This is a genomic window from Streptomyces sp. NPDC104307, from assembly GCF_055584045.1.
In genome coordinates this window covers 180,468-204,271 of the sequence record NZ_JBVJMU010000013.1, presented here as the reverse complement: position 1 = coordinate 204,271, position 23,804 = coordinate 180,468, and the positions used below count along the sequence as shown (strand labels likewise).

The 23,804-nt window shown below is 70.1% G+C and carries 24 protein-coding genes and 1 pseudogene; 15 read left to right on the top strand and 10 right to left on the bottom strand.

The window, feature by feature from the left end:
* Together ACZ601_RS28285 and ACZ601_RS28280 are read right to left on the bottom strand one after the other, a co-directional pair.
* Entirely contained in the window at positions 1 to 558 is a 558-nt protein-coding gene (locus tag ACZ601_RS28285) for an NUDIX hydrolase (RefSeq protein ID WP_469543112.1), read from the bottom strand.
* Positions 559 to 563: 5 nt separating this feature from the next.
* Positions 564 to 1,685, bottom strand: coding sequence for an adenosylhomocysteinase (locus ACZ601_RS28280; protein WP_469543110.1), 1,122 nt, complete (start codon positions 1,683 to 1,685; stop codon positions 564 to 566).
* A gap of 210 nt (positions 1,686 to 1,895) precedes the next feature.
* Between ACZ601_RS28280 and ACZ601_RS28275 the strand changes: the two genes are divergently transcribed.
* From ACZ601_RS28275 to ACZ601_RS28265, 3 genes are read left to right on the top strand one after another with little or no spacing between them, the layout of a single operon-like run.
* Entirely contained in the window at positions 1,896 to 3,035 is a 1,140-nt protein-coding gene (locus tag ACZ601_RS28275; RefSeq protein WP_469543107.1) for a helix-turn-helix domain-containing protein, read from the top strand.
* Positions 2,972 to 3,628: a YdcF family protein gene (locus tag ACZ601_RS28270; RefSeq protein ID WP_469543104.1), complete on the top strand. Its 657-nt coding sequence runs from the start codon at positions 2,972 to 2,974 to the stop codon at positions 3,626 to 3,628. Before ACZ601_RS28275 ends, ACZ601_RS28270 begins: the two co-directional genes overlap by 64 nt.
* Complete coding sequence (locus ACZ601_RS28265; protein WP_469543101.1) at positions 3,564 to 4,358, top strand: WbqC family protein; 795 nt, start codon at positions 3,564 to 3,566, stop codon at positions 4,356 to 4,358. The genes ACZ601_RS28270 and ACZ601_RS28265 overlap by 65 nt, the downstream gene beginning before the upstream one ends.
* 30 nt (positions 4,359 to 4,388) lie before the next feature.
* Here ACZ601_RS28265 and ACZ601_RS28260 read toward each other — a convergent pair whose 3' ends face one another.
* Genes ACZ601_RS28260 through ACZ601_RS28250 form a run of 3 tightly spaced genes read right to left on the bottom strand, consistent with a single transcriptional unit; the run spans position 4,389 to position 6,239 of the window.
* Positions 4,389 to 5,180, bottom strand: a complete 792-nt coding sequence (locus ACZ601_RS28260; RefSeq protein WP_469543099.1) for a DUF4253 domain-containing protein — start codon at positions 5,178 to 5,180, stop codon at positions 4,389 to 4,391.
* A 37-nt stretch (positions 5,181 to 5,217) separates the two neighbouring features.
* Positions 5,218 to 5,457 carry a DUF397 domain-containing protein gene (locus ACZ601_RS28255; RefSeq protein WP_469543096.1) on the bottom strand — a complete coding sequence of 80 codons (240 nt, stop codon included), beginning with the start codon at positions 5,455 to 5,457 and terminating at the stop codon, positions 5,218 to 5,220.
* Positions 5,454 to 6,239 carry a helix-turn-helix domain-containing protein gene (locus ACZ601_RS28250; protein WP_469543094.1) on the bottom strand — a complete coding sequence of 262 codons (786 nt, stop codon included), beginning with the start codon at positions 6,237 to 6,239 and terminating at the stop codon, positions 5,454 to 5,456. Before ACZ601_RS28250 ends, ACZ601_RS28255 begins: the two co-directional genes overlap by 4 nt.
* 151 nt (positions 6,240 to 6,390) lie before the next feature.
* Here ACZ601_RS28250 and ACZ601_RS28245 point away from each other — a divergent pair, with 151 nt between their 5' ends.
* The 7 genes from ACZ601_RS28245 (at position 6,391) to ACZ601_RS28215 (ending at position 12,957) form a co-directional block, all read left to right on the top strand.
* Positions 6,391 to 6,795: an ATP-binding protein gene (locus tag ACZ601_RS28245; protein WP_393340907.1), complete on the top strand. Its 405-nt coding sequence runs from the start codon at positions 6,391 to 6,393 to the stop codon at positions 6,793 to 6,795.
* Between the two features lie 174 nt (positions 6,796 to 6,969).
* On the top strand, positions 6,970 to 7,530 hold the full coding sequence (locus ACZ601_RS28240; RefSeq protein WP_469543196.1) for a SigE family RNA polymerase sigma factor: 561 nt from the start codon (positions 6,970 to 6,972) through the stop codon (positions 7,528 to 7,530).
* A 2-nt stretch (positions 7,531 to 7,532) separates the two neighbouring features.
* On the top strand, positions 7,533 to 8,309 hold the full coding sequence (locus ACZ601_RS28235; RefSeq protein WP_469543091.1) for a hypothetical protein: 777 nt from the start codon (positions 7,533 to 7,535) through the stop codon (positions 8,307 to 8,309).
* A gap of 91 nt (positions 8,310 to 8,400) precedes the next feature.
* A complete protein-coding gene (locus ACZ601_RS28230; protein WP_469543088.1) occupies positions 8,401 to 9,351 on the top strand; it encodes a hypothetical protein in 951 nt (316 codons plus the stop codon).
* Positions 9,348 to 10,922: a peptidoglycan-binding protein gene (locus ACZ601_RS28225; protein ID WP_469543085.1), complete on the top strand. Its 1,575-nt coding sequence runs from the start codon at positions 9,348 to 9,350 to the stop codon at positions 10,920 to 10,922. Before ACZ601_RS28230 ends, ACZ601_RS28225 begins: the two co-directional genes overlap by 4 nt.
* Entirely contained in the window at positions 10,919 to 11,674 is a 756-nt protein-coding gene (locus ACZ601_RS28220) for an ABC transporter ATP-binding protein (protein ID WP_469543082.1), read from the top strand. The genes ACZ601_RS28225 and ACZ601_RS28220 overlap by 4 nt, the downstream gene beginning before the upstream one ends.
* A complete protein-coding gene (locus ACZ601_RS28215) occupies positions 11,671 to 12,957 on the top strand; it encodes an ABC transporter permease (RefSeq protein WP_469543079.1) in 1,287 nt (428 codons plus the stop codon). Before ACZ601_RS28220 ends, ACZ601_RS28215 begins: the two co-directional genes overlap by 4 nt.
* A 69-nt stretch (positions 12,958 to 13,026) precedes the next feature.
* On the opposite strand, the pseudogene ACZ601_RS28210 reads toward ACZ601_RS28215, so the two are convergent.
* Positions 13,027 to 13,728 (bottom strand): annotated as a pseudogene (locus ACZ601_RS28210) (DUF234 domain-containing protein); the annotation flags it as partial.
* A 144-nt stretch (positions 13,729 to 13,872) separates the two neighbouring features.
* Between ACZ601_RS28210 and ACZ601_RS28205 the strand changes: the two are divergent.
* The 3 genes from ACZ601_RS28205 (at position 13,873) to ACZ601_RS28195 (ending at position 16,191) form a co-directional block, all read left to right on the top strand.
* Positions 13,873 to 14,481: a DUF6232 family protein gene (locus tag ACZ601_RS28205; RefSeq protein WP_440573267.1), complete on the top strand. Its 609-nt coding sequence runs from the start codon at positions 13,873 to 13,875 to the stop codon at positions 14,479 to 14,481.
* Positions 14,478 to 14,825 (top strand): DUF5955 family protein, encoded by a 348-nt coding sequence (locus ACZ601_RS28200; RefSeq protein ID WP_440573268.1) that lies wholly within the window; start codon positions 14,478 to 14,480, stop codon positions 14,823 to 14,825. Before ACZ601_RS28205 ends, ACZ601_RS28200 begins: the two co-directional genes overlap by 4 nt.
* A 112-nt stretch (positions 14,826 to 14,937) precedes the next feature.
* Positions 14,938 to 16,191, top strand: a complete 1,254-nt coding sequence (locus ACZ601_RS28195; RefSeq protein WP_469543075.1) for a phospholipase D-like domain-containing protein — start codon at positions 14,938 to 14,940, stop codon at positions 16,189 to 16,191.
* A gap of 25 nt (positions 16,192 to 16,216) precedes the next feature.
* On the opposite strand, the gene ACZ601_RS28190 is transcribed toward ACZ601_RS28195, so the two are convergent.
* Positions 16,217 to 16,678: an ATP-binding protein gene (locus ACZ601_RS28190; RefSeq protein WP_469543072.1), complete on the bottom strand. Its 462-nt coding sequence runs from the start codon at positions 16,676 to 16,678 to the stop codon at positions 16,217 to 16,219.
* Positions 16,679 to 16,849: 171 nt separating this feature from the next.
* Between ACZ601_RS28190 and ACZ601_RS28185 the strand changes: the two genes are divergently transcribed.
* The gene (locus ACZ601_RS28185; RefSeq protein WP_440573271.1) at positions 16,850 to 17,278 is read left to right on the top strand and encodes a hypothetical protein; all 429 of its coding nucleotides are present in this window, start codon (positions 16,850 to 16,852) and stop codon (positions 17,276 to 17,278) included.
* A gap of 210 nt (positions 17,279 to 17,488) precedes the next feature.
* On the opposite strand, the gene argS is transcribed toward ACZ601_RS28185, so the two are convergent.
* On the bottom strand, positions 17,489 to 19,270 hold the full coding sequence (gene argS, locus ACZ601_RS28180) for an arginine--tRNA ligase (RefSeq protein WP_469543069.1): 1,782 nt from the start codon (positions 19,268 to 19,270) through the stop codon (positions 17,489 to 17,491).
* Positions 19,271 to 19,404: 134 nt separating this feature from the next.
* Between argS and lysS the strand changes: the two genes are divergently transcribed.
* Positions 19,405 to 21,162: a lysine--tRNA ligase gene (gene lysS / locus ACZ601_RS28175; protein WP_469543192.1), complete on the top strand. Its 1,758-nt coding sequence runs from the start codon at positions 19,405 to 19,407 to the stop codon at positions 21,160 to 21,162.
* A gap of 98 nt (positions 21,163 to 21,260) precedes the next feature.
* On the opposite strand, the gene ACZ601_RS28170 is transcribed toward lysS, so the two are convergent.
* Positions 21,261 to 22,205 (bottom strand): ACP S-malonyltransferase, encoded by a 945-nt coding sequence (locus ACZ601_RS28170; RefSeq protein WP_469543066.1) that lies wholly within the window; start codon positions 22,203 to 22,205, stop codon positions 21,261 to 21,263.
* 335 nt (positions 22,206 to 22,540) lie between these two features.
* The gene (locus tag ACZ601_RS28165) at positions 22,541 to 23,536 is read right to left on the bottom strand and encodes a UbiA family prenyltransferase (RefSeq protein WP_469543063.1); all 996 of its coding nucleotides are present in this window, start codon (positions 23,534 to 23,536) and stop codon (positions 22,541 to 22,543) included.
* Positions 23,537 to 23,804 lie beyond the last annotated feature (268 nt).

The window sequence follows — 23,804 nt, the reverse complement described above, 5'->3', positions numbered from 1 at the left end:
TTATGCCTGGAGGGTGTTGAGGGTCGACATCAGCCTGCGGACCAGTTTCCGCGACGTGATGGTGTCCACTCCCAGCCACGCCGCATCCGTGACCTCCTCGGTTTGGAGCGTGCTGATGTCAGCGCTCTCCGTGCGGAAGAGGAAGCGAAAGTCGACGTGCTGGTGATCGGGCTCTCCATTGGCGTCGTTTGCCGGGATGGGGTGTACATCGATGTCGATCGGTGCGGGGTTCGCCAGGGTCACCGACGTGGAGGAGATACCGGTCTCCTCGCACAGTTCACGGAGGGCGGCCTCCTGGAGGGTGGTGTCCTCCGGCTCCAGATGACCGCCGGGTAGCAGCCACTTGTTGAGCGCCACGTGGTGAATGTGGAGGACACGGGCGTCGGGGTCGATGAGGATCGCTCCTGCGGTGGCGTGGGCGCGAAATTCCTTGCGGGAGGTCAGGTCCGCGTCCATGGCCAGGAGCGTGAGCACCGGACTCAGACCGGGCTCTTCCTCGGGGTGGACTCCGAGGTAGTTGTTCAGGGTCGTACGGATGTGGTCCTTGCTGATGGGCATGTCTGTCACCTGTTGAAGTAGGAGAGCCAGGTCGTCGCGATCGCGGCGCGGTCGTATGCGGGGATCTCGTGGAGTCCAGGAGCGAGGTGCTGGTCGGTGAGCAGCCTGATCGCTGCGAGGATCTCCGCTTGAACGAGGAAGATGAACGGTCCAACGCTGGCGCCATGCAGAAAGTTGACCGCGTTGCCACCGTTCGCCAGATAGAAGTAATGGCCGGTGGTCCGGTAGCGGGTGATGTGGTCGCCGACGGCTGTCCGCGTGTATACCTCCGGCAGGGAGTCGAGTTCCAGTTCGTCTTCGCTGCTCGTCACAGTGGCTACGTACGCCCCGTTGCGAAGGTGTCCGAAGTCCTCCCCGCGCAATGAGACCGCACCGGTCGCGCAGAGGACGAGGCCGGCGCCAGTCAGGGCTGCCTCGCGGTCCCGCGCGACGGCGAAGCCCTGGGAGAGCGCCTGTGTGCGCCGTACGGGATCGATGTCGAAGACGGTCACGTGCACGCCCTTCGCCTCGAGCAGCCGCGCGATGGAACTGCCCAGCTTGCCGAACCCGATGACCAGCGAGGGCCGGCCGTGGAGGATGTCGCCCCGGCTGCGCATCACCGCCTCCGTGGAAAAGACGACCGACTGACCGACGAGGTAGTCCTCGGGGTCCTTCAGCGGTGAGCGGGCCACCGAGACGACCGGGCAGGGGAGTTTTTCCAGCGCGGCATACCGGCGGTGTCCGTTCTCGGTGTCCTCGACGACACCGGTGATCTCTCCGGAGAGCCGCTCGTGCAGATGTGCGAGGACGGGTGCGAAGTAGCCGCCGACATCCAGCAGAACCGTGCGCTCACCCCCGGCACGGGATTCGATGTAGTCGAGCGCGGCGTCGGGATCGTTGAAGAGTTCGCGCGAGAGGGCGTCGACGCTGACGGACCGCTCGACGTCCCGCCGCGCCGCCGCGTCGATCGACTTGGGCTTGGGCAGTACGGCGCGCACATCACTGAGGGACGCCACCGCGCGGACGAAGCTGGGGCGTTCGGACAAGAGGTGGGTTATAAGGAAGGCAGTAGTGCGTTCCCGGGGCAGGAAATGAGCGGCGATCTTCGTGAAGTAGGCGTCCAGCCTTGCGCGCTCGAAGGGCTCCACGGCAGTTCTCCTTTCTTGTTCTCGGACAATCGGGAGGGATCAGACAGGCTCAGGAGTCGGCACCGCGGGCCGTCTCGTGAGCGGTGGCCGGTCCGTCGAGTCTGTCGTGAGCAGCGGGGCGCCCCAATGGCCGTGTGTCGCACCTCCGTGGCACTTTCGTCCCTTGCCGTCGGTCGGTGTGCTTGCATGACAGGAGGAAGGGAGGGGCCCGTGGCGACCGTGCACCACTGGACCGGCCTGGAAGCCAGGGCACTGCGGCTTGCCCTCCGGATGAGTGTCCGGACCTTCGCGGCTCATCTCGGCGTGGGCACCCGGACGATCTCGAAGTGGGAGAAGCTCCTCTCCTCCACCGCGCCGAGGCAGGACACCCAGGCCATCCTGGACACCGCGCTGGCGCGCGCGGAGGCCGCCGTGCACCTTCGCTTCGAGACCAACCTCTCCGAGGCCGGAAGACTTGCTGCCAGCTCCGTCCGGCGGCTCATCGCCAGCGGCCCCCAAGCTTGGGAATACGAGACTTGGGCCGACGACCTGGAACGAGCCGCAGTCTGCCTGAGCCGCCAGGACTTCAGCTTCGCCGGAGCCCTCCTGGGCCGGTGGCTGCGGTGTACTCCCCGGGAGCTCGACGAGAAGGGACGGTATCTCTACGCGCGGTCCCTGACGCTGGCCGGGGACAGGCGGCGGCTGGAGGGCAGCATGCAGGATCTGCTCACTGCGACGTCCCTGTACAGGGACGCGCACAGGACGTTCGTCGAACTCGGTATTCCGCGCCGGGCGGCTCAGATTCAGTTGACGCTCGCCGTGGTCGCGGAGATGTCAGGACGGCTCTCGGCCGCTGCCTCCCGGTATGAGGCCCTCACCAGCGACGAGCGGCTGAGTGCCCGCGATCGTGCGCGGGCCCGGCTCTGGATCGGTACGGCACTGGCCAAGCAGGGACATGCCGAGCCGGCGATCGCCCTCATGCGCTCGGCAGCAGAAGACTTTCACGACCTCGCGGAGCCCGAGGAGTGGGCAGTGTCGCAGCAGAAGCTGGCGCTGGCTCACCGGGGCGTCGGCGACCTCACCCGTGCTCTGTGTTTCATGGAAACAGCGCGCTCGGCCGGCCGTCCCAACTCACCTTTGGAGCATGTCCAGATCGACACCGCGCAGGCGCACATTCTGCTCTCCGACCCCGCCACCGCCGACGAGGGGCGGGCGGTCCTGGCCGGGGCCGCCAATATGGCTGGGAAGCATGGGCTCAAGCACCAGTTGCGCAGCATCGAAACCATCCGCGACACCGAGGAGTATGCATGGCCCCGATCAACGACGCCGACCGGGACGACGCCCGCACGCTATGGGACTTCAACACCCTGAACCAGCGGGCCCGTCCTGTCTCCGCCGCCGTCGCCCTGGGCGGCTGCGACATCGGGGTCGTCGCTGCGGTGGCCACGCTCTATCGTGCGCGCCTCTTCCCGACGGTGGTCTTCACAGGGGCCGTGACAGAGGCCACGTTGGGGCGCTTCCCTCGGGGCGAAGCCGTCCATTTCCGAGAAGAGGCGCTCGCCCTCGGCGTGCCGGATGAGGCGATCCTCCTGGAGCCGCGCGCGACCAACACCGGGCAGAACATCACTTTTGCCCGCGCTGTTCTGGAGGAGGCCGGGAAGCACATGGACTCGGTGTTGCTGGTCTGTATGCCCTATATGCAGCGCCGGGCGTACGCCACGTGCCGCAGGCAGTGGCCGGAGGTGGAGGTCGTCTGCGCATCCGAGACGGTGTCCTTCGACGAGTACGCCAAGTACCAGGAGGACGAGGCGGGGTTCGTCGCCATGATGGTGGGTGACACGCAACGCGTCATGGAGTACCCGCGACGGGGCTTCGCCATCGAGCAGGAGGTGCCGGAGCGTGTCCACGACGCCTTCGAGCGACTGTCAAAGCGCGGCTACGACGCCTGGCTCCTCCGCGACTGACCCCGAGTGCTCCGCGACGCCGGAGAGAACACGCTGCGCCATCCATCAGCCCAACCTCTTCCCCCGGCTCTCCACACTGGCGAAGCTGTATTCGGCAGACTGCTGGGTCGTGCTCGACGACGTGCAGTTCGCCCGGCGGGACTTCCAGCACCGGGCCCGTCTCGCGGCACTGGAGGAACCGGCACAGCGGCAGTGGCTCACGCTCGCGACCCACCTGCCGCACGGACGGCAGAGCCGTATCAATGAAGCCCTGATCGTGGACCCGGGGCTCAGCCGCAGAAGAGTGGACCTGCTGCTGCGGCAGTACTACGGCCGGAGCCCGTACTGGTCCACGCTCTCCTCCGTGATCACACCCGTCCTGGAACTCATGGCGGTTTCCGATCGCACGGCGGTGATCGCGGAGGCCTCCACCCGGCTGCTGCTCGAACTGCTCGGCTGGCGCGGCTCCGTCGTTCACAGCAGCGCTCGCCCCGCACGCGCCGGCCGCTCGCAAAGGCTCGCAGACCTGGCGAGGGCGGTCGGTGCCGACACGTACCTCTGCGGAACCGGTGGCGCTCGCTACCTGTGCTCCGACCCCTTCGACGAGTACGGCATAGACGTTGCCCTCTTCCGCGCTCCGACCGGTGAAGGGGCCTGGACAGGGGCGCGGGAGACCAGCGCCCTGTGGGCACTGGCGACGTACGGTCCTCAGCACCTTGCGGGCCTTCTACGCGATCGGTCAGCGGATTGATCACCCGCAGCCGGGACCCTCGTTGAGGGCTCAGTCCCACCAGAACGTCCACGTCTCCTGCTTGAGGAGCGCCTTCTCCGCGTATGCCTGGAGGGTGTTGAGGGTCGACTGCTGGATGTTGTCCGGGCAGAACGCGAAGTGCTCGGCCGCCAGTGCCTCGGCCTCGGCGGGTGTGGTCGGGGGGCGGCTCACGGAGACGACCATCGTGTCGAAGCCGAGCACCACGACCCGGGCCCCGAAGCGGTCCTCCCAGGAGCGCAGTACCGCGCAGAGCCGGGCCACGTCGTTCTCGTGGTTGAGCGGTCCCGACCAGCCGATCGCCGCCGGTATGTCCGCGCTGCGCCGCGCGGGAACCAGTGCCGCCCGCATTCCGGCCGGTGAGAAGCCCATCCCGGTCAGCTGGTCCGCGACCTCGGCCGCCAGGCCGTCCGGGGTGTCAGGGCCCGCCTCGGCCGGGACGGGAGCCAGGCCCGGCCAGTCGGCCGGTGCGTCGTTCAACTCGTCGTCGGCGTATGCCTCCCACGACTCGCTCAGTACGTCCTCTGCGTCATGGTCACCGGCGTACGTCGTCCGGGCCGGGGCGAGGTCCCAGCGCTCGGGCCACTGGGTGCGCGTCCCGCCGTCGATCAGTACCGGCAGCAGCCCGACCGGCCGTCCCGACGCCCGCAGTGCGGACCACGATCCGGGGGACGCGGGCTCGTCCCCGTACCAGAGCAGGGGTTCGGTCCACGTGCCGTCGACCGTGTCGTCCACGAGCCTGCCGGGCGGGAGTTCCAGCCCGGCGGCGGCCGGGGAGCGCAGAGGATTCGGGAGCGTCGCCATTCCAGAACCCTAGGCGCCCCCACTGACAGTCGGCCCGTCAGCTCCCCACGTGCCCGGTGAACGCCGCCCAGGTCGTGGGGGCGAGGGTGAGGGCCGGGCCCTCGGGGTTCTTGGAGTCCCGGACGTGGATGGCGCGGGGGTGAGCGGCGACCTCGACGCATGCGCCGCCCTCTTCGCTGCTGTAGCTGGACTTGCGCCAGTCGTAGGCGACTTCGAGGCACGCCCCGCCCTCGCTGCCGCTGTAGCTGGACTTGAACCACACGCGTGCCGTGCTCATAACTCTCCTAGCAGCCGGTCCAGCAGGTCCTTGGTTTCCTCGACGTTGAGGGCCTGCGTCCGCAGCATCGCATATTTCTGCGCCAGGATGCTGACCTCATCAGGGTCTGCGACGATCTGGCTTCCGCGCTGCGTTTCCGTGTAGGCGAGGTGCTGGTAGTCCGGTGTTTCGAGCAGGATGAACGGGCCGGAGAGAGCTGCGTGCGTTTTCAGTCCGAGTGGCATCACCTGAAGCGTGATGCCGGGCAGTTGGGCGATCTCTACGAGGTGTCGCAGGGTCTCTGCGTACACCTCGTCACCGCCCAGGCGGTCGCGGAGGACGGCTTCGGAGATGATGAAGCTTGTAGTGGGAGGGTTCTTCCGGTGCAGGATCTCCTGCCGCTCGATGCGGGCCGCAACCTGTGCCTCGATCTCGTCCTCGGGCATGACGGGGACCTTGCTGCGGAACACCGCCCGCGCATAGTTCTCCGTCTGGAGCAGCCCAGGCAGTACCTGGTTCTCGAACCAGGACAGCGCCAGCGCCGTCCGTTCCAGGTCCATGTACTCCTCGGCCCACGCCGGGATCAGGTCGACCTCCGGCATGTACTCCAGGGCCGTCCCCAGCGCTCCCTTCGTCTCCAGGATGTCGTCCAGGACGCAGGCCAGTGGCGGGAGCAGCGCGCGGCGGCCCTGTTCGATGGAGGCGATGGTTTCCGGCTGGGTGTTGGAGCGGTCGGCCAGTTGGCGTTGGGTCAGCCCGGCCGTTCTGCGGAACTGAGCGACCAGTGCTCCTACGAGCTTCATTGCCGACGCGTTCTTGCGCTGCCGATTCCTGGGGTGCATGCGGCCCCACTCCCCACTTTCGTCCGTACTTCACCCGTGATCGGCCCGTACAAGAAATGTGTACGGGCTCGCGTAAGGCGACAGCCTAGTCACGGAGTGTGACTCTCGTCTCATGAACGAGACGATGCAACTCGTGCTCCTGCGCGAGCGGTTCTACCGGCGTGAGCGCCGATCCGTCCGGGCGGCGCGGGAGTTCGTGCGGGCCGCCGCCGATGACTGGGGGTACGGGGCGCGGGCCGATGACGTACTGCTGTGCGTGAGCGAGCTGGCGACCAACGCCCTGGTGCACGGGGTGCCGCCGGGGCGCGGGTACCGGGTGCGGCTGCTGCTCCAGGAGGCGGGGCGGCTGCTGCGGATGGAGGTGCACGACAGCGGGGACGGTACGCCCGTGGCGCGGGAGCCCGCCGGGGAGTCGGGGCGGGGGCTGCTCATCGTGGCGGCGTACTCCGACGGGTGGGGCGTGGGGGAGCGGAGCCCCGGCAAGGTGGTCTGGTGTCAGTTCCGCAGGGAGGGGTGACGGCCGGGAGGTTCTCGTGCTCTCTCGCCGGGAAAAGTATTTTCGAGTCGATGACAACCTCCCGCGCGTGCCACCACGTCAGTACGGCATGAAGTACTTCTCACCGCGCACCGCGCCGGTGCCGGGCGGAGGCGGCCGGTGACGCGGGCGCCGGACGGGCCGGGCGTCTCCGACATCAGCGACCTCGACGGTGCCCCCGTCGAGTTCGACGAGTTCGCACGCAGCCGGCAGGCCTACCTGCGGCGCTCGGCGTATCTGCTGTGCGGTGACTGGCATCTCGCCGAGGACCTGACGCAGACGGCGCTGGCGAAGCTGTACGCCGTGTGGCGCCGGGTGCGGATGGACTCGCCCGACAGCTACGCCCGCAAGGTGCTGTTCCGGACGTTCGTGGACGAGACCCGCCGGCGGCGTTGGTGGGAGCGCTCCAGTGCGCACGAGTACGACGTGGCGGCCCCGGCGCAGGACCCGGACCTGCGGCTGATGCTGCTGGCCGCGCTGCGGCAGGTGCCGGCGCGCGGCCGGGCGGTGCTCGTGCTGCGGTTCTGGCACGACCAGAGCGTGGAGGAGACCGCGGCGGCGTTGGGGTGCAGCACCGGCACCGTGAAGAGCCAGACCTCCCGGGGGCTGGCCACGTTGCGCCGCATCCTGGGCGACACACCGCTCGCGGCGCAGCTCGGGAGCGGCGACGGCATGGGCAGAGGCGCGGGAATTGGCTATCCGAAGGCGGGGTGCTGAGCATGGCGGAGAAGTGGAGCGGCGACGAGCACGGGTTCGCCCTGGCCGATGCGCTGGGGGAGCTGGACACTGGACCGGAGCCGCCCATGCCCGATCTGGTGCCGGGTGCTGTCGCGCGCGGTGCCCGGATCCGTCGCAGGCGCCGGATCGGTGCCGCGCTGGGTACCGCGGCCATGGCGGCGGTCGTGGCGGTCGGCGGATACGGGCTGCTCGCACCGGCGACGCAGGAGAACCGACAGCCGCTGCCCGCCGCTGAGCCCTCGGCCTGGTATCCCTCGCCCGAGCTCCTGCGGTCGATCCTCCCCGCCTCGGCCGGCACCATCGAGGCGGCGCGGCCGGCGCGGCCCGGCTACTTCCGGATGACCGACAGGACGGGGCTCGTGACCAGCCTCTATGTGACGGTCGCCCGGTCCGCGGCACCGCTCGCACCCCCGGCGGAGGTCTGGCGCTGCCAGGACGGACGCGGCCGGCTGCTCACCAGTCCGTGGGGCGGCCGGCTGACCAAGTGCTCGGCTCTCCGGACGCGTACGGGCGACAGCGTGCTGGAGTACTTCATGGAGATGGAACAGCTGCCCGCCCGGATGCGGGCCCCGGGTGTCGGGTACGCCTGGGGCCTGTCCTACCTGACCTCGGGCGGCTGGACGGTGCAGCTGATCTCCAGCCCCCGCAGCGAGGGCAGAAGGGACCTGGAGGGCACCGTGCCGAACAAGCGCGTGCTGACCCAACTGGTCACCGACTACCGGCTCTTCGACGCCGTCGAGCCGGCCGGCGGCGGCTGACCCGCCGGCCCCGGAGACCGCACACCACGGGCGATAGGCCACCGTCGGCCGACCGCCGGAGACACCCCCTGAACAGAAGGATGGCATGTACATGTCTAAGAAAGCTGTGCGCAACTCCCTGATCGCGGCCCTGGTGGTCGCCACGCTGCCGCTGCTGACCGGCTGCGGCGGTTCGGACGACAAGGCCGCCGCGGGCACCGGTTCCGCGGCGGCGGACGGCACGCCCGCGGCCGACGGCTCCGGGCAGCTCGTCGTCCCGGACGGCACGAGCGACGAGGTCAAGAAGACGTACATCCTGGAGAACGCCCTCGCGGCCTGCATGAAGAAGCAGGGCTTCACCTACACACCGCACGTGATGACACCGTCCACCGATGACCCCCTCGCCGGAATGGACGGGGAGGACTACGCGGTCTCGAAGAAGTTCCGGCAGAAGTACGGATTCGGCACCTACGCGGCCGACGCCTACCCCAACGACCCCAAGGCCCCCTTCAGCAACGCGGGCGGCCGGGCAAGAGGAAAGATCGTCACCCCGGCCGACGACGACGAGAAGGGAATGACCCCCGCCCAGCTGAAGGCGTACGGCGCCGCGCTGGACGGCGTACCCCCCAAGACCACCGACAAGACGGTGCTGGACAAGCCCCGCGGCTGCACCGCAGAGGCGAGGGTCAAGGCGTACGGACCTGAGCAGAGCGCGTCCGCGGCGAAGAAGGAGCAGGCCAACAGGGAGCAGACGAACCGCACGAACGGGCTCGCGCTCAACGGCGACACCCAACTCGTCCAGCTCGCCCAGCAGTACGCCACCTGCCTGCGGGGGCAGGGCATCCCGGTCTCCACCACCCAGCCGACCGGCATGTCCACCATGGTCCGCCTCGACCTGACGGCCAAGCTGCCCGAGCACCACACGCTGACCAGTGAGGCCGCGCTGCCGCTCCTCACCAAGGACATCGACGTCGCCCTGAAGGACCTGGAGTGCGGCAAGGCCTTCCGGGCCGCGTACTACCCCAAGGAGAAGGCCCACCCGTACTGGGGGGACGGCGCGTGAAGCGCCTCAGCACGCGAAGGCAACTGGGCGCCGTGATAGGCGCGGTCGTCCTGGTCGGCGCGGGCGGCTGGGTCGCCGGAAGCCAGGTGCACTCGCCCGCCGACGCCGCCGCCGCGCACAGTGCGCCCAAGGCCGGCCCGGTGACCGTCGCCGTCCAGCGGCAGTCCCTCACCGCGACCGTGGTGTCGACCGGATCCGTCGAGTTCGACTCGCCCGAGCCCCTCTCGCTGGCCGGTGCCGTCGGCACCGGAACCGCCGCGACCGCAGGCGGCGAGGGTGCGGAACAGCGGGTCACGAAGGCGCCGGTCTCCGGCGCCCGGATCAAGGAGGGCGACGTCCTGATGACGGTCAACGGCCGCCCGGTACTCGCCTTGCAGGGCACCGTGCCGATGTACCGCGCCATGGGCCCCGGTATGTCGGGCGATGACGTGAAGCAGCTCCAGAAGGCCTTGGGGCGGCTCGGGTTCGGTCCCGGGGGCGTCACCGGAACCTTCGGCCAGGGCACGGCCGCCGCGGTCACCAGCTGGTACACGCACAAGGGGTACCAGGCGCAGCAGCCCAGTCCGGACGAGCAGCAGCAGCTGGGCACGTTGCAGCAGTCGGTGTCCTCCGCCCAGGAGGCACTCCTCACCACGACGGCCGCAGGCGCCGGCTCGAACCATCCGGCTCCCAAGACCGGCACGTCGAGGAGCACGGAGGGCAGTACGGACGGCAGTACGGACGGCAGTACGGGCAGCGGCACCGACAGCAGTACGGGCAGCGGCGCGGACAGCAGTACCGACAGCAGTACGGAGAGCAGTACCGACAGCAGTACCGACAAGAAGGTCCGGGCCATTCAGCTCAAGTCCGCCCAGAAGTCGCTGGACATGGCGAACGACGCCCTCAGCACGTTCCAGGCCTCCTACGGTACGAAGGTCCCGGCCGGAGAGGCCGTCTTCTTCCCGAAGCTGCCCGTACGGCTGGACAAGGTGACCGTGAAGCCGGGGGACGTACCGTCCGGCCAGATCGGCACGGTGACCAGTTCCGAACTGGTGGTGCAAGCGGTCGTCCCCGGCACGGACGCCGAACTGCTCAGGAAGGGCATGGCCGTTGACCTGACGACGAATGGGGGCGAGAAGGCGCACGGCACCGTGGCCGCGCTGGGCGCCGACGCCGCGGCCACGGTGCCGCAGGACGGCGGCGGCCACGGAGCGTCCGCCGGGACGGCCGAGGAGGGCGCCGGGGCAGAAACGAGTGAGGGCGACGGCGGAGCCGCCGACGCCTCCGGCTCCAGCCCCGGCGCCCCGGTCCAGCTGCGGATCTCCGTACCGGAGCCCGGCCCGATGGCGGGGCAGGCCGGGGCCTCGGTGAAGGTGACCATCAAGATCGGCGACTCGGACGGCAAGGTGCTGACCGTGCCGCTCGCCGCGGTCCGGACCTCGGCGGACGGAAAGGCCCGGGTGCAGGTCCTGCGGGGCACAGGCGTGCGGGACGTACGGGTCACCGTCGGGCTCTCCGCGTCGGGCCTCGTCGAGGTGAAGCCGGACGGCGCCGGGCTGAAACAGGGCGACGCGGTGGTGGTGGGCAAGTGATACGCCCGGCGACCGACGCCGCCCCGGCAACCGAAGCGGTCCCGCCGCAGGGTGGCGGCGGCCGGGACACGGTCATCGAACTCATCGGAGTGGAGCGGACCTTCGACACCGAACCGCCCGTGCACGCGCTGCGCGGCGTCGATCTGACGGTGCGCAGGGGAGAGCACCTGTCGATCGTCGGGCCCTCCGGGTCCGGGAAGTCGACGCTGCTCAACACACTGGGCCTGCTCGACCGGCCCACCGCGGGCTCGTACCGGCTGGACGGAGTGGAGACCACGACGCTGGGCGACCTCGAACGCACCGCGCTGCGCGGCAGCCGGATCGGCTTCGTGTTCCAGTCCTTCCACCTCCTCCCGTACCGGACGGTGGACGAGAACGTCATGCTGGCGGAGGCGTACCGCAGACCGCGCCCCGGACGCGGGCGCGGCAGCCGTACGGAACGGGCGCGCCAGGCGCTGGAGCGGGTGGGGGTCGGACACCGGTCGGGTTTCAGGCCTGACCGGCTGTCCGGTGGTGAGCGCCAACGTGTCGCCATCGCACGGGCGTTGATGGGTGACCCGGCGCTGCTGCTCTGTGACGAGCCCACCGGGAACCTGGACAGCGAGAACACCCTGTCGGTCCTGGAACTCTTCGACGACCTGTGCGCCCAGGGCATGACCCTGGTCCTGATCACCCATGACGAAGCGGTCAGCCGCCGGGCCGGGCAGCGGGTCCGGATCACCGACGGCGGCCTCACCCTGGAGACCACGTGACGCGCACGGGAAGCGCCCCGGCCGTGCCGGCGACGGGGGCGGCCGCGGCGGACGGGGCGCGTACGGCCCGCCCCCGGATGGACCCCAGGGACCTGTGGGCGGAGGCCTTGGCCGGCATCCTCGCCCGCCCGGTGCGGTCCGCGCTGACCACGCTCGGCACGGTCCTCGGCATCACCACGCTCGTCATCACCATCGGTGTGGCGTCCACCGCGGGCAACCAGATCGTCGGACGGTTCGACGCGCTCACCGCGACCTCGGTGGCCGTGAAGGTGCCGGCGGCACCACCGGGCGGGGACGACGACGGGCCGTTGGTGCGATGGTCGGGCACCGACGCGGTCCGGCGCCTCGCCGGGGTGGAGTCGGTCGCCGCGCTCGCGGACTCCGCCGCGACCAACAGCGTCCAGGTGCGGTCCAACGACGTGAACGCGCCCGGCGACGCCTCCGGCCAGACCCTGGCCGTCGTCGCCGCGTCGGACGGCCTGCCCGAGGCCGTACGCGGCGCGATGACCGCGGGACGGTTCTACGACACCGGCGACATCGACCGGCGCGACCAGGTGGCCGTGCTCGGTGACCAGGCGGCGAAGCTGCTCGGCATCAGCCGGGTGGAGGACGCGCCCGCGGTCTTCTTCCAGGGCCAGTCGTACACCGTCATCGGCATCCTCGGCGGCATCAGGCGCGAGCGGCGCCTGTCGACCGCCGTGATACTCCCGCCGACCGTCGCCGCGGACCGCCTCGCCCTGCGCGACGTCAACCTCGTCCTGGTCAACACCGCGCTGGGAGCGGCCCGGCAGGTGGCGCGCCAGGCACCGATCGCCCTGGCGCCCGGACACCAGGACTCACTGGGCGTCGAGGCACCGCCCGACCTGTCCAAGGCCCGCGACGGCATTCAGAGCGACGTCAACGGGCTCTTCCTCGTCCTCGGCCTGGTCTCGCTCGTGGTGGGCGCGATCGGCATCGCCAACGTGACCCTGGTGACGGTGATGGAACGGGTCGGGGAGATCGGACTGCGCCGCGCCCTGGGGGCTTCGAGGCGGCAGGTGGCGGGCCAGTTCCTGCTGGAGTCGACGACCATCGGCCTGCTCGGCGGCATCGTCGGCGCGGCCCTGGGCATCACGATCGTGGTGTGCGTCGCGGTGGTCAAGCAGTGGACGCCGGTGCTGGACCTGGGCCTGGCCTTCGGCGCCCCGCTCGCCGGAGCCCTCGTCGGCCTGCTCGCCGGCCTCTACCCGTCGCTGCGAGCCGCTCGGATGGAACCGGTCGACGCCTTGCGGGCACCGTCGTAGTGGGGCCGGGGTCTCGTACCGGCCGCCGCCGGGGGCGGGCTCGGCGGCGGTGCGCCACCGGTCACGGAATCAGGTCCAGGCGTGCTGGAGGTCCTCGGGTGTGAGGCTGGGGACGTCGGCGGTGCAGCCGTTGCGGGTGACGGCGAGCAAGGGGGTGGAGTCGTCGGCACCGGGAAGCCGGGAGCGGTGGGTGACCAGGCGGGCGAGGTCGCGGTGGTCGAAGGGCTTCTTCTCCAGCCACTTGACCGAACCCACCAGGGTGATCTTCTTCGCGATGGGGGCGCGGTCGGCGCCGACGATGTCGATCTCCGGGTCGTTGGTGCGGGTCCAGTAGCCGCCGATCGCATCGGTGCCCGCAGGCAGCTGCCCGTCGTCGGGGCCGAGCCGCCACAGGGCTTCGCGGATGACGGGCTCGATGGCCCTGCCCCGCCAGGACGTCCAGCCGGCCCGGATGGTGCCGAGGACGCGGTCTCCCCGGCCGCGTTCGATCGCGGGGATGCCTGGGCCGATGAAGGAGAGCCAGAAGCGCAGGTACGGGTCGTCGACGCGATAGCGGGTCTCACGGCTGGGTCTGGTGGAGAGGGGCAGTTCGGCGGCGACCATGCGGCGGGAGGTGAGGAGCTCCAGTGAGCGGGATACCGAGCTGGGGTTGAGGCCGCCGGCGGCCCTGCCGATCAGGGTGAAGGTGCGTTCGCCGTGGCCGATGGCGCCCAGGACGGTGCGAGCCTGCGCCTCGGCGGGGAACTCGGCGGCCAGGGACCGACCCCCGGTGCGGGTGGGGTAACAGGTGCGTTTCCGCCAACTCCTTTTGGTGGAAGCGCCGTTGAATAGTCGTTGAACGATTTTGACTTGCGTTGACCGAGGGCGCGGCGCTTAATGGGTGCTTCGCGCCGAGCGGATGTTCGAGGGGGAGTCATGGAGCCACCGGCCGTACCGCCGCGCCCCATGGGCGCGCCTCCGCCGCCGCTCGTGCACGCGGTGGATCTCAGGGTCAGCAAGCGGCTGCTGTGGGTCGGGCCCGCCGCGTATCCGCTGGAGAACATCGCGCGGGTGTTCACCTTCGTGCTGCGCCCGCGCCGCAAGGAGGCCATCGCGCTCTTCTGCAAGCGCGTGGCGCTGACGCTCGCGCTGGCGGTCGTTATGACCGTGCTCATCCTGCTGGTGGACACGGTGGCGTCCATCGGGCGGGGTGAGAGCAGCGGGGGTCCGTTCATCACGATCGTCTGGCTCGGTACGGTCGGCGCGCTGATCTACTACCTGCTTGAGCTGACGAAGGTGCTTTCCGCGCCCTCGTACTTTGTGCTGGCCGTCGAGACGTCGGGGCCGTCCACGGCGATGGTGACCAGTCACGACCCGGCGCATCTGGTCCAGCTCGTCGGGCAGATCGCGTACGCGATCGACCATCCGGAGGCGGAGTTCACCGTGCGGGTGGAGGGCATCAGCGTGAGTCCCCAGATCTACCACTTCGGGGACAACGTCAACATGTACGGCGGAACCGGAAACGTGGGGATCGCGAATTCATGAGCGGCGACAACGTCAACATGTACGGCGGCTCGGGCAACACGGGCATCCAGAACAACCACTACGCCCCGGCCGCCGCCGATTCCGGCTCGGCCGAGTTGCAGGAGGCGGTACGGGAGCTGCTGCGGCTGGTCGGTGAGCTGCGGGCGCAGCTCCCGCCCGTCAGCGCCCGCGCGCTCGACGAGACCTTGCCCGCCCTCACCGGCGGGGCCGACGCGCCGCAGGCACCGGAGGAGCGGCACCGCGCGCTGCTGGCGGTCGCCGGGATCGCGGCCACCGTGTCGACGGTCGGGGAGCCGGTGGTCGAGGCGGTCCGCAAGGTGCTCGGGCTCCTTGGCGCTGTCTGACCCGTCACAGTCATACGAACGCTTGAACGACGCAGTCGCGGGAAGGTGCGCGGGGTTGCTTCCGTGGGGGAGTGGCGGCACGGAACCCAGTAACGACCGTCGGAGGCGACGTATGACCAGCATCGTGGGCGGCAGACCGGAGAGCGTCCGTCCGGAGCCGTCCGGTTCCTCCGTCGTCGAGGCCCCGCAGCAGCGGGAGACCGAGCTCCTCGCCGAACGCGCGCTCAGGCTGCGGCGGCGGCTGGAACGGCTCATCGGGATCGCCGCGACCGAGGGGAACGAGGTCGTCCCGCTCCGCAACGGTGACGCGATCTTCGCCGCGATGCTGGAGAGCATCCGGGGCGCCGAGCACACCGTGGACATGATGACCTTCGTCTACTGGCGCGGCGACATCGCCGGGGAGTTCGCCCGGACACTGGCGGACCGGGCCAGGGCCGGGGTCAGGGTCCGGCTGCTGCTGGACGGGTTCGGCAGCCGGCTGATCGAGAAGGACCAGCTCGCCGCGATGGAGGCGGCGGGTGTCCAGGTGGCGTGGTTCCGCAAGCCCCTCTACCTCTCACCGCTGAAGCAGAACCACCGGTGCCACCGCAAGGTCCTCGTGGTCGACGAGGACACCGCGTTCACCGGGGGCGTCGGCATAGCCGAGGAGTGGTGCGGGGACGCCCGTAACGAGAACGAGTGGCGCGACACCCACGTACAGGTGCGCGGACCGGCCGTGGACGGACTGGCGGCGGCCTTCGCGCAGAACTGGGCCGAGTGCCACGAGGAGCTGTTCGACGAGCGGGACCGTTTCCTGGGGACGCCGCCGCGCGGGGATGCGGTCGTCCAGGTCGTGCGCGGTTCGGCCAGCTTCGGCTGGCAGGACATGCAGACGCTGTTCCGCGTCGTACTGGAATCCGCCGAGGAGCGGGTGCGGCTCACCACGGCCTACTTCGCGCCCGACGCGTACTTCGTGGAGCTGCTCTGTGCCGCCGCGCGGCGCGGGGTGGAGGTGGAGATCCTGCTGCCGGGACCGCACACCGACAAGCGGGTCTGTCAGCTGGCGGGACAGCTCCACTACGAGGACCTCACCGCCTGCGGGGTGAAGATCTTCCAGTACCAGCCGACGATGATCCACACCAAGGCCATCACCGTCGACCGCGTCGCGTCGCTGATCGGCTCGACCAACTTCAACCGGCGCTCGCTTGACCACGACGAGGAAGTGATGCTCGCGGTGATGGACCGCGCGTTCACCGCGACGCTCGACGGCCATTTCGATCAGGACCTGGAGTCGAGTGTCCTGATCAAGGGCGGCCGGTGGAAGAGGCGGTCGGTCGTGCAGCGGCTCAGGGAAGCGTCGGTCGTGCCGTTCCGCCGCTTCCTGTGACCGCCCCCCGTGGCCGGTGTGCCGGTCAGCGGGCCAGTGTCGCCAGGATGGTCTTTCCCTGGTTTCCGTGGCGGTGGACGGTGACGTTGCTGGCCAGCCGGAGGACCATCGGCCAGCCGAATCCGCCCGTCTGGCCGGTCAGGTCCGGGACGCGGCACTGCGGATGGGCGGGGCTGGGGTCCACGACCCGTACGTGCAGCGCCCCGTGGTCGGCCCCGAACGAGAGGGCGGTGACGCCTCCGGCGTACCGGATCGCGTTCGTCACCAGCTCCGAGACGAGCAGCACCAGGTTCTGGACGGCACGGGCGGACGGCGCCGGGCTCAGCCGTGCGACGAAGGCGGCGGCGGCCTCGCGGGCCTCTGCGGCGCGCAGTGGCGGGGGTGCGGGCTCCGAACGGACTTCCTCTGCGGCGCGCAATGGCGGGGGTGCGGGCTCCGAACGGACTTCCTCTGCGGAGAGTTCGGGCGCGATGCCTTGTGCGGTCATTGTGGTTCACCCCTGAGGAATGGCGCGGTGGCCGGTCCTCGCTGCGCGTACCCGGGTTCTCGCGGTGTATCCGCAATTGGTCCGTACGGGTGGCCGGCTGTTCCGAGGCGTGCGGCGGCTTCCTCGGGGCAGGTGACCGGGACCTGACCGTGCTGCGAAGGGAACAAGCCCATGAACGAGTCCGTCGAGCTCGCACCGGACTCGACCGCGGTGATCACCGAGGCGGTGCCCGATCTCCAGCTCCAGCTGCTGATCCAGCTCCTCGACCGGGAGACCCGCTCCGGTCTGCCGCTCACGCTGACCATCCCGGCCGGTGTGCTGCACGGTGACGTGATCGGGCACGAGGCCTGGAAGGCCGAGTGGTCCAGGAGTCTGCGGCAGGTCGAGGGCGAGGGCGCCAACCTCATCGCGGAGTTCCCGGAGACGGTGGACCAGGGCATCCAGGAGCTCCGTGCCGGTGAGGACAGCCAGCAGCTGCCCCGGTGGATCCATCTGCGCGATGCCACGCTCGTCTTCGGCGGTACGGCTCCGCTGCGGCTGCCGCTGTGGCGCGGGCGGCTGTCCGACGTGTCCGGGTGGGCGCTCGGGCGGCCCGAGTAGTACGACTGCGCGCCCGGTAGCGCGGCAGTGGTGACTCTGCGCGGCGAATGCGCCCTCGTCGAATAACTGTCCGTAATCGATTTTCGGCTAAGTGCCCGTCACTCCTGCTGTGCGTCCCCCAAGCTCCTGACCGGGAGCGGGGGACGCCACGGCGCCTCCAGCACTCCGGTCAGGAGGTGTCGGCGGCCCTACGCGCGCCGGGAAACGCGATCAGAGCCGCTCGGGGGTCCTGATGCCGAGCAGCGCCATGCCCCGGTGCAGGGTGCGGGCGGTGATGTCGCAGAGGAACAGCCGGTTCTCCACGACCTCGGCCGGGTTGTCCTCGCTCAGTACGTGGCACTGGTCGTAGAACGTCGTGTAGAGCGAGGCCAGCTGGTAGAGGTACGCGGCCAGCTTGTGCGGCTCGTAGCCCGCCGCGACCTCGGACAGCACCTCACCGAACTGGTCCAGGTGCAGACCGAGCGCCCGCTCGGCCGGGGCCAGCTCCAGCTCCGGGTGCGCGACCGGCTTCGCCTCGCCGGCCTTGCGCAGGATCGACCGGACACGCGCGTACGCGTACTGGAGGTAGACGGACGTGTCGCCGTGCAGCGACACCATCTGGTCCAGGTCGAACTTGTAGTCCCGCACGGCGGAGGTCGACAGGTCGGCGTACTTCACGGCGCCGATGCCGACGTACCGGCCGTTCTCGACGATCTCCTCCTCGGACAGGCCGACCTTCTCGGCCTTCTCCCGGACCACGGCCGTCGCCCGCTCGACCGCCTCGTCGAGGAGGTCCTCCAGCTTGACCGTGACACCCTCACGGGTCTTGAACGGCTTGCCGTCCTTGCCCAGGACGGTGCCGAACGCCAGCTGGTGCGCCTTCACGCCGTCGCTCAGCCAGCCCGCCCGGCGGGCCGTCTCGAAGACCATCTTGAAGTGCAGGGACTGCCGCACGTCCACCACGTACAGCAGGCTGTCCGCCTTGAGGTTCCGCACCCGGTCGCGGATCGCGGAGAGGTCGGTGGCCGCGTAGCCGTAGCCACCGTTCGTCTTCTTGACGATCAGCGGGACCTGGTTGCCGTCAGGGCCGAGCACGTCGTCGAAGAAGACGCAGAGCGCACCCTCGGAGCGGACGGCGACGCCCGTCTCCTCCAGGATCCGGCAGGTCTCCTCCAGCATGTCGTTGTAGCCGGACTCGCCGACGATGTCGGGGTCGGCGATCTCCATGTCGAGCTTGTCGAAGACGGAGTAGAAGTAGATCTTCGACTCGTCGACGAACCGCTGCCACATGGCGAGCGTCTCCGGCTCACCGGCCTGGAGCGCGACCACCCGGTCCCGCGAGCGGGCCTTGAACTCCTCGTCGGAGTCGAAGAGCGCCCGGGAGGCCTTGTACAGCCGGTTCAGCGACGACATGGCGGCCTCGCCGTCGGCCTGTCCCGCTTCGTCGTCCTTGTGGTCCAGCTCGTGCGGGTGCTCGATCAGGTACTGGATGAGCATGCCGAACTGGGTGCCCCAGTCCCCGATGTGGTGGCGCCGGACGACGGACTCGCCGGTGAACTCCAGGATCTGGACCATCGCGTCACCGATCACGGCGGACCGCAGGTGACCGACGTGCATCTCCTTGGCGACGTTCGGCTGGGCGTAGTCGATGACGGTGGTGCCCGCGGCGCTGTTGTACGGGACGCCGAGCCGGTCCTCGCCGTCCGCCGCACGGGCGGCGAGCGTCTCGGTGATCGCCCTGTCCGAGAGCGTGATGTTCAGGAAGCCGGGTCCCGAGACCTCGATGTCCTTGATCAGCTCGCTCGCCGGGAGGGCGGCCGTGACCTGGGCGGCCAGCTCGCGCGGGTTGCCCTTGAGCTTCTTGGCGAGGGCCAGGATGCCGTTGGCCTGGAAGTCGGCCCGGTCGCTTCGGCGCAGCAGCGGGTCCGCGGTACCGGCATCCGGCAGGGCTGCCGTCAGGGCGTCCGCCAGCTGCTGCTGGAGCGTGGAAGCGAGGGAATTGACCGAGGCCATGAGCTGGCTGCCGTTTCCGTAGGAGTACAGGGGATGAGCCCAAGTATCCCACGGGGTGCAAAGCCGTTTTCGCGCTGTGGGTGGTACCTGGGAGAATGGCCGCTGCCCCCATGAGTCCTACAAGAGAGAAGGACGTGCCGACCGTGGCTCAGAGTCAGAGCAGCACCGAGACCGACTGGGTCTCCCGCTTCGCGGACGAGGTCATCGCCGAATCGGAGCGTCGTGCGCCTGGCAAACCGGTCGTCGTCGCCTCCGGCCTCTCCCCGTCGGGCCCGATCCACCTGGGCAACCTCCGCGAGGTGATGACCCCGCACCTGGTCGCCGACGAGATCCGCCGCCGCGGGCACACCGTCCGGCACCTGATCTCCTGGGACGACTACGACCGCTATCGCAAGGTGCCGAACGGTGTCCCGGGGATCGACGAGTCGTGGGCCGAGCACATCGGCAAGCCGCTGACCTCGGTGCCCGCCCCGGCCGGTTCCGCGTATCCGAACTGGGCCGAGCACTTCAAGGCCGCCATGCTGGCCTCGCTGGACGAGCTGGGCGTCGAGTACGACGGAATCAGTCAGACGGAGCAGTACCTGGCGGGGACGTACCGCGAGCAGATCCTGCACGCGATGCGGCACCGCGCCGACATCGACGCCGTCCTGGACCGCTACCGCACCAAGAAGGACGGGGCCGCGGGAGCCAAGGGCAAGAAGCCGCAGCAGAAGAAGGCCGACGAGGCCGAGCTGGAGGCCGAGGCGGGCTCCGGCGCGGCGAGCGAGGACGACGGCAGCGGCGGCTCGGCCGGGTACTTCCCGTACAAGCCCTACTGCGGCAACTGCGAGAAGGACCTGACCACCGTCACGTCGTACGACGACGAGAGCACCGAGCTGAACTACACCTGCTCGGCCTGCGGCTTCGCGGAGACGGTCCGGCTCAAGGAGTTCAACCGGGGCAAGCTGGTCTGGAAGGTCGACTGGCCGATGCGCTGGGCGTTCGAGGGCGTGATCTTCGAGCCGAGTGGCGTCGACCACTCCTCGCCCGGGTCCTCGTTCGTCGTCGGCGGGCAGATCGTCCGCGAGATCTTCGACGGGGTGCAGCCGATCGGTCCGATGTACGCGTTCGTCGGGATCTCCGGCATGGCGAAGATGTCCTCCTCCAAGGGCGGTGTGCCGACCCCGGCCGACGCGCTGAAGATCATGGAGGCGCCGCTGCTGCGCTGGCTGTACGCCCGCCGCAGGCCCAACCAGTCCTTCAAGATCGCCTTCGACCAGGAGATCCAGCGGCTCTACGACGAGTGGGACTCGCTGGAGCGCAAGGTCGCCGACGGCTCCGTGCTGCCTGCGGACGCCGCGGCGCACGCCCGCGCGATCGGGACGGCCGCCGGTGAGCTGCCGCGCACCCCGCACCCGCTGCCGTACCGCACCCTCGCCTCGGTCGCGGACATCACCGCCGGGGCCGAGGACCAGACGCTGCGCATCCTCAGCGAGCTGGACCCCTCGTCCCCGCTGACCTCGCTGGACGAGGCCAGGCCCCGGCTTGACCGGGCCGAGAACTGGATCACCACCCAGGTCCCGGCCGAGGCCCGCACCATCGTCCGGGACCAGCCGGACAAGGAGCTGCTCGGCTCGCTCGACGACGAGGGCCGCGCCTCCCTGCGGCTGCTGCTGGACGGGCTCGACTCGCACTGGTCGCTGGACGGGCTGACCACGCTCGTCTACGGCGTGCCGAAGACGCTGGCCGGCCTGGAGCCCGACGCCAAGCCGACGCCCGAGCTGAAGATCGCGCAGCGCTCGTTCTTCGCGCTGCTGTACCGGCTGCTCGTCAGCCGGGACACCGGGCCGCGCCTGCCCACGCTGCTGCTGGCGGTCGGGGCGGACCGGGTGCGCGCACTGCTCGGCGGCTGACCGGACCGGGTGGTCGCTGACCGGACGAAGCGAAGGGCCGCTGGGAGTTTCCAGCGGCCCTTCGCTTCGTCACCCGGTTGTTCGTCACCCGGTTGTTCTCAGACGGCGGGGGTGGGGACCAGGGAGGTCCTCGGGTCCGAGAACGTGTCGCGCGGTACCCGGGGGACGGTGGCCTTGGCCAGGCCCGTCAGGGTGCGGCCCGGACCGATCTCCATGAGGCGGTCGCAGGCCAGCTCGGCGGTGAGCGTGTGGAGCGTGTCCGACCAGCGGACCGGTGCCGTGAGCTGGCGGCGCAGCAGCTCCGCCCAGTGCGGGCCGCCCCGGTAGGCGCGGGCGTCCACGTTGGCGACGACCGCGGAGTGGCCGGGCATGAAGCGGGCCGTGGCCAGGGCCGCCGTGAAGGGCTCGACCGCCCCGGCCATCAGCGGGGTGTGGAAGGCGCCGTCCACCGTCAGCGCCACCACCTTCACCGCCCCGGCCCGTCGCGCCGCCTGCGAGCAGCGCTCCACGTCGGCCGCCCGGCCCGCGATGACCGTCTGCTGCGGGGAGTTGAGGTTGGCCGGCCACACCTGCCCGCCCGTCGCGTGGATCTCGTCGACGACCTGCTGGACCCGTTCCGTGTCCAGGCCGAGGACCGCGGCCATGGTGCCCTCGGTGCGTTCGCAGGCCGTCCGCATCGCGTCGCCGCGCGCCATGATCAGGCGCACCGCGTCCTGCGGGTCCAGGATTCCGGCGGCGACGAGCGCGGAGTACTCGCCCAGGCTGTGTCCGGCGCAGGCACCGGGGAAGGTGGCCAGGGGGTGCTGGCGGCGCAGTTCCGTCATGGCGACCAGCGCCAGGGTGAAGGTGGTCAGCTGGGCGTTGTCGGTACGCCGCAGCGTCGCCGTGTCGGCGTCCAGCAGCAGGGTCTCGATGTCCCGGCCCGCGGCCTCGGAGACCTCCGCCACCACTGACCAGCCGGGGGTGTGGGTCCAGGGCAGGCCCATACCGGGACGCTGGGCTCCCTGGCCGGGGAATGTGAGTGCCAGTCGGGTGCTCGTCATCGTCTTCCGTCTCCTTCCTGCGGCCGGGCGTGGTGCTGACACACGGTGAGGAGCGCGTTCCGCTCCACCGTTACGCGAGTATTTCTCCACCGGCGTCGGCGACACTTTCATTCCCGGAGTCCGCGGTCCGGACCACATTTTTGCGATCCGTTGCTTTCTCCGGTGATGAAATCACCTCAACCGCCCTGTACGGTCGGTATGTTGCACTTGAGTGGTGGGTGAATGTGCCTTTGGAACGGGGGCGGTGTTCCTTTGTGTTCCCGGGGCGGGGACGGGTGTTGAACCGAATGGCCGGGCCGCTGTCGGGCGCCGCCGGCCGGGGTTGATCGGGCCGGTCAGGCGAGTGCCTGGGCGAGCAGCGCCAGATGCGCGCAGTGCTGCGTGACCATGAAGTAGCGGTACGGGCGCCGCCGTTGGTGGCGGCTGTCGGTGGCGCGGCCCATGAGCGTCACGGCGGACAGCGCGAGCCCGCCCACCAGCACCACGCACGCGGTCGGCAGCTGCTCCGGGGCCCAGCGCAGCGCTCCGGCGGTGAAGCCGCCGCCGACGGTGCAGGCGCCCAGCGCGACCAGGACCCGGGTGCGGCGTTCGCCCAGCGCGACCGCCCATGTCCGGCGGCCCGCCGCGGCGTCGCCCGCGATGTCGGAGAAGTCCTTGGCCACCGCCCCGACCAGTGCCATCCACAGGGACATGGCGAGGGCCGTCAGGAGCAGCGCCGGGGACTGGGGCCGGCCGCCGAGGGTGAGCGGACCGGCGGCGTAGGTGAGCAGCCCGGACACGAACACCACGCCCATCACGGTCGGTGTCCGGTTCTTCCAGGCGGTGCGCGGCGAGGAGTAGGCGTGCCCGAGGAGCAGCATGGCCGTGCACAGCACCAGCGGGCCGAGGCCGGCGGCCGCGGCGAACAGCAGCGCGGCGGCGGCGGAGCAGCGTGCCACGGTCAGCGCGGTGCGGCGGGAGAGCCGGCCGCTCGCTATCGGCCGGGCCGAGCCGTTGACCTGGTCCTCCCGGTAGTCCATGCACCCGTTGTAGAGGTACGTGTAGAAGATGGCGCCGAACCACGCGACGGAACCGAATACCGCCTGGAGTAGGGAGCGGCTGCTGATCTCCGGGACGGACGCGATCGCCAGGGCTGTGCCGGCGAAATAGCGGAGCTGAAATGCCGCCAGGACGGCGGGGCGCGATTCTTCTACGCAGAGCCGAAGAATCCGGGAAGTCCGAGCGATCCGACTGGTTCGAGTAATTCGAGGAGTCTGAGGAGTTCGAGGAATTCCGTGCTTCGGACCACTGGGTGCAGTCACAGGCAGTGGCCGTATCGTCGCCGTAGGCATGTCCAGGAGCCTAGGCATTAGCGGTCCGCCCTGACTGTTCCGCAAATGAGCCATGGCTACCACTAAAGAGGTACGCAAGACCGGTGGGTCGGATTCCGAATAATCCCAGGTCCCGCACCCCGCGCCCGGTGTCCCGTCCGCCCGGACCGTTCTCCCCGGCCGGGAGGCGGCTGCGCCCTTCTGGTACGCCGGACCGCCGCCGAAGTGGACCCCCCGCCCGCCCCGCCCCAGCGCTTCGCTGGTGAGCAGGCGGGCGCCGTCCTTTCCG

Coding starts and splice junctions, on each gene's coding strand:
- ACZ601_RS28285 (WP_469543112.1), bottom strand. CDS start 558: ATGCCCATCAGCAAGGACCACATCCGTACGACCCTGAACAACTACCTC.
- ACZ601_RS28270 (WP_469543104.1), top strand. CDS start 2,972: ATGGCCCCGATCAACGACGCCGACCGGGACGACGCCCGCACGCTATGG.
- ACZ601_RS28260 (WP_469543099.1), bottom strand. CDS start 5,180: ATGGCGACGCTCCCGAATCCTCTGCGCTCCCCGGCCGCCGCCGGGCTG.
- ACZ601_RS28255 (WP_469543096.1), bottom strand. CDS start 5,457: ATGAGCACGGCACGCGTGTGGTTCAAGTCCAGCTACAGCGGCAGCGAG.
- ACZ601_RS28250 (WP_469543094.1), bottom strand. CDS start 6,239: ATGAAGCTCGTAGGAGCACTGGTCGCTCAGTTCCGCAGAACGGCCGGG.
- ACZ601_RS28245 (WP_393340907.1), top strand. CDS start 6,391: ATGAACGAGACGATGCAACTCGTGCTCCTGCGCGAGCGGTTCTACCGG.
- ACZ601_RS28235 (WP_469543091.1), top strand. CDS start 7,533: ATGGCGGAGAAGTGGAGCGGCGACGAGCACGGGTTCGCCCTGGCCGAT.
- ACZ601_RS28230 (WP_469543088.1), top strand. CDS start 8,401: ATGTCTAAGAAAGCTGTGCGCAACTCCCTGATCGCGGCCCTGGTGGTC.
- ACZ601_RS28205 (WP_440573267.1), top strand. CDS start 13,873: ATGGAGCCACCGGCCGTACCGCCGCGCCCCATGGGCGCGCCTCCGCCG.
- ACZ601_RS28200 (WP_440573268.1), top strand. CDS start 14,478: ATGAGCGGCGACAACGTCAACATGTACGGCGGCTCGGGCAACACGGGC.
- ACZ601_RS28195 (WP_469543075.1), top strand. CDS start 14,938: ATGACCAGCATCGTGGGCGGCAGACCGGAGAGCGTCCGTCCGGAGCCG.
- ACZ601_RS28190 (WP_469543072.1), bottom strand. CDS start 16,678: ATGACCGCACAAGGCATCGCGCCCGAACTCTCCGCAGAGGAAGTCCGT.
- ACZ601_RS28185 (WP_440573271.1), top strand. CDS start 16,850: ATGAACGAGTCCGTCGAGCTCGCACCGGACTCGACCGCGGTGATCACC.
- argS (WP_469543069.1), bottom strand. CDS start 19,270: ATGGCCTCGGTCAATTCCCTCGCTTCCACGCTCCAGCAGCAGCTGGCG.
- ACZ601_RS28170 (WP_469543066.1), bottom strand. CDS start 22,205: ATGACGAGCACCCGACTGGCACTCACATTCCCCGGCCAGGGAGCCCAG.
- ACZ601_RS28165 (WP_469543063.1), bottom strand. CDS start 23,536: ATGCCTACGGCGACGATACGGCCACTGCCTGTGACTGCACCCAGTGGT.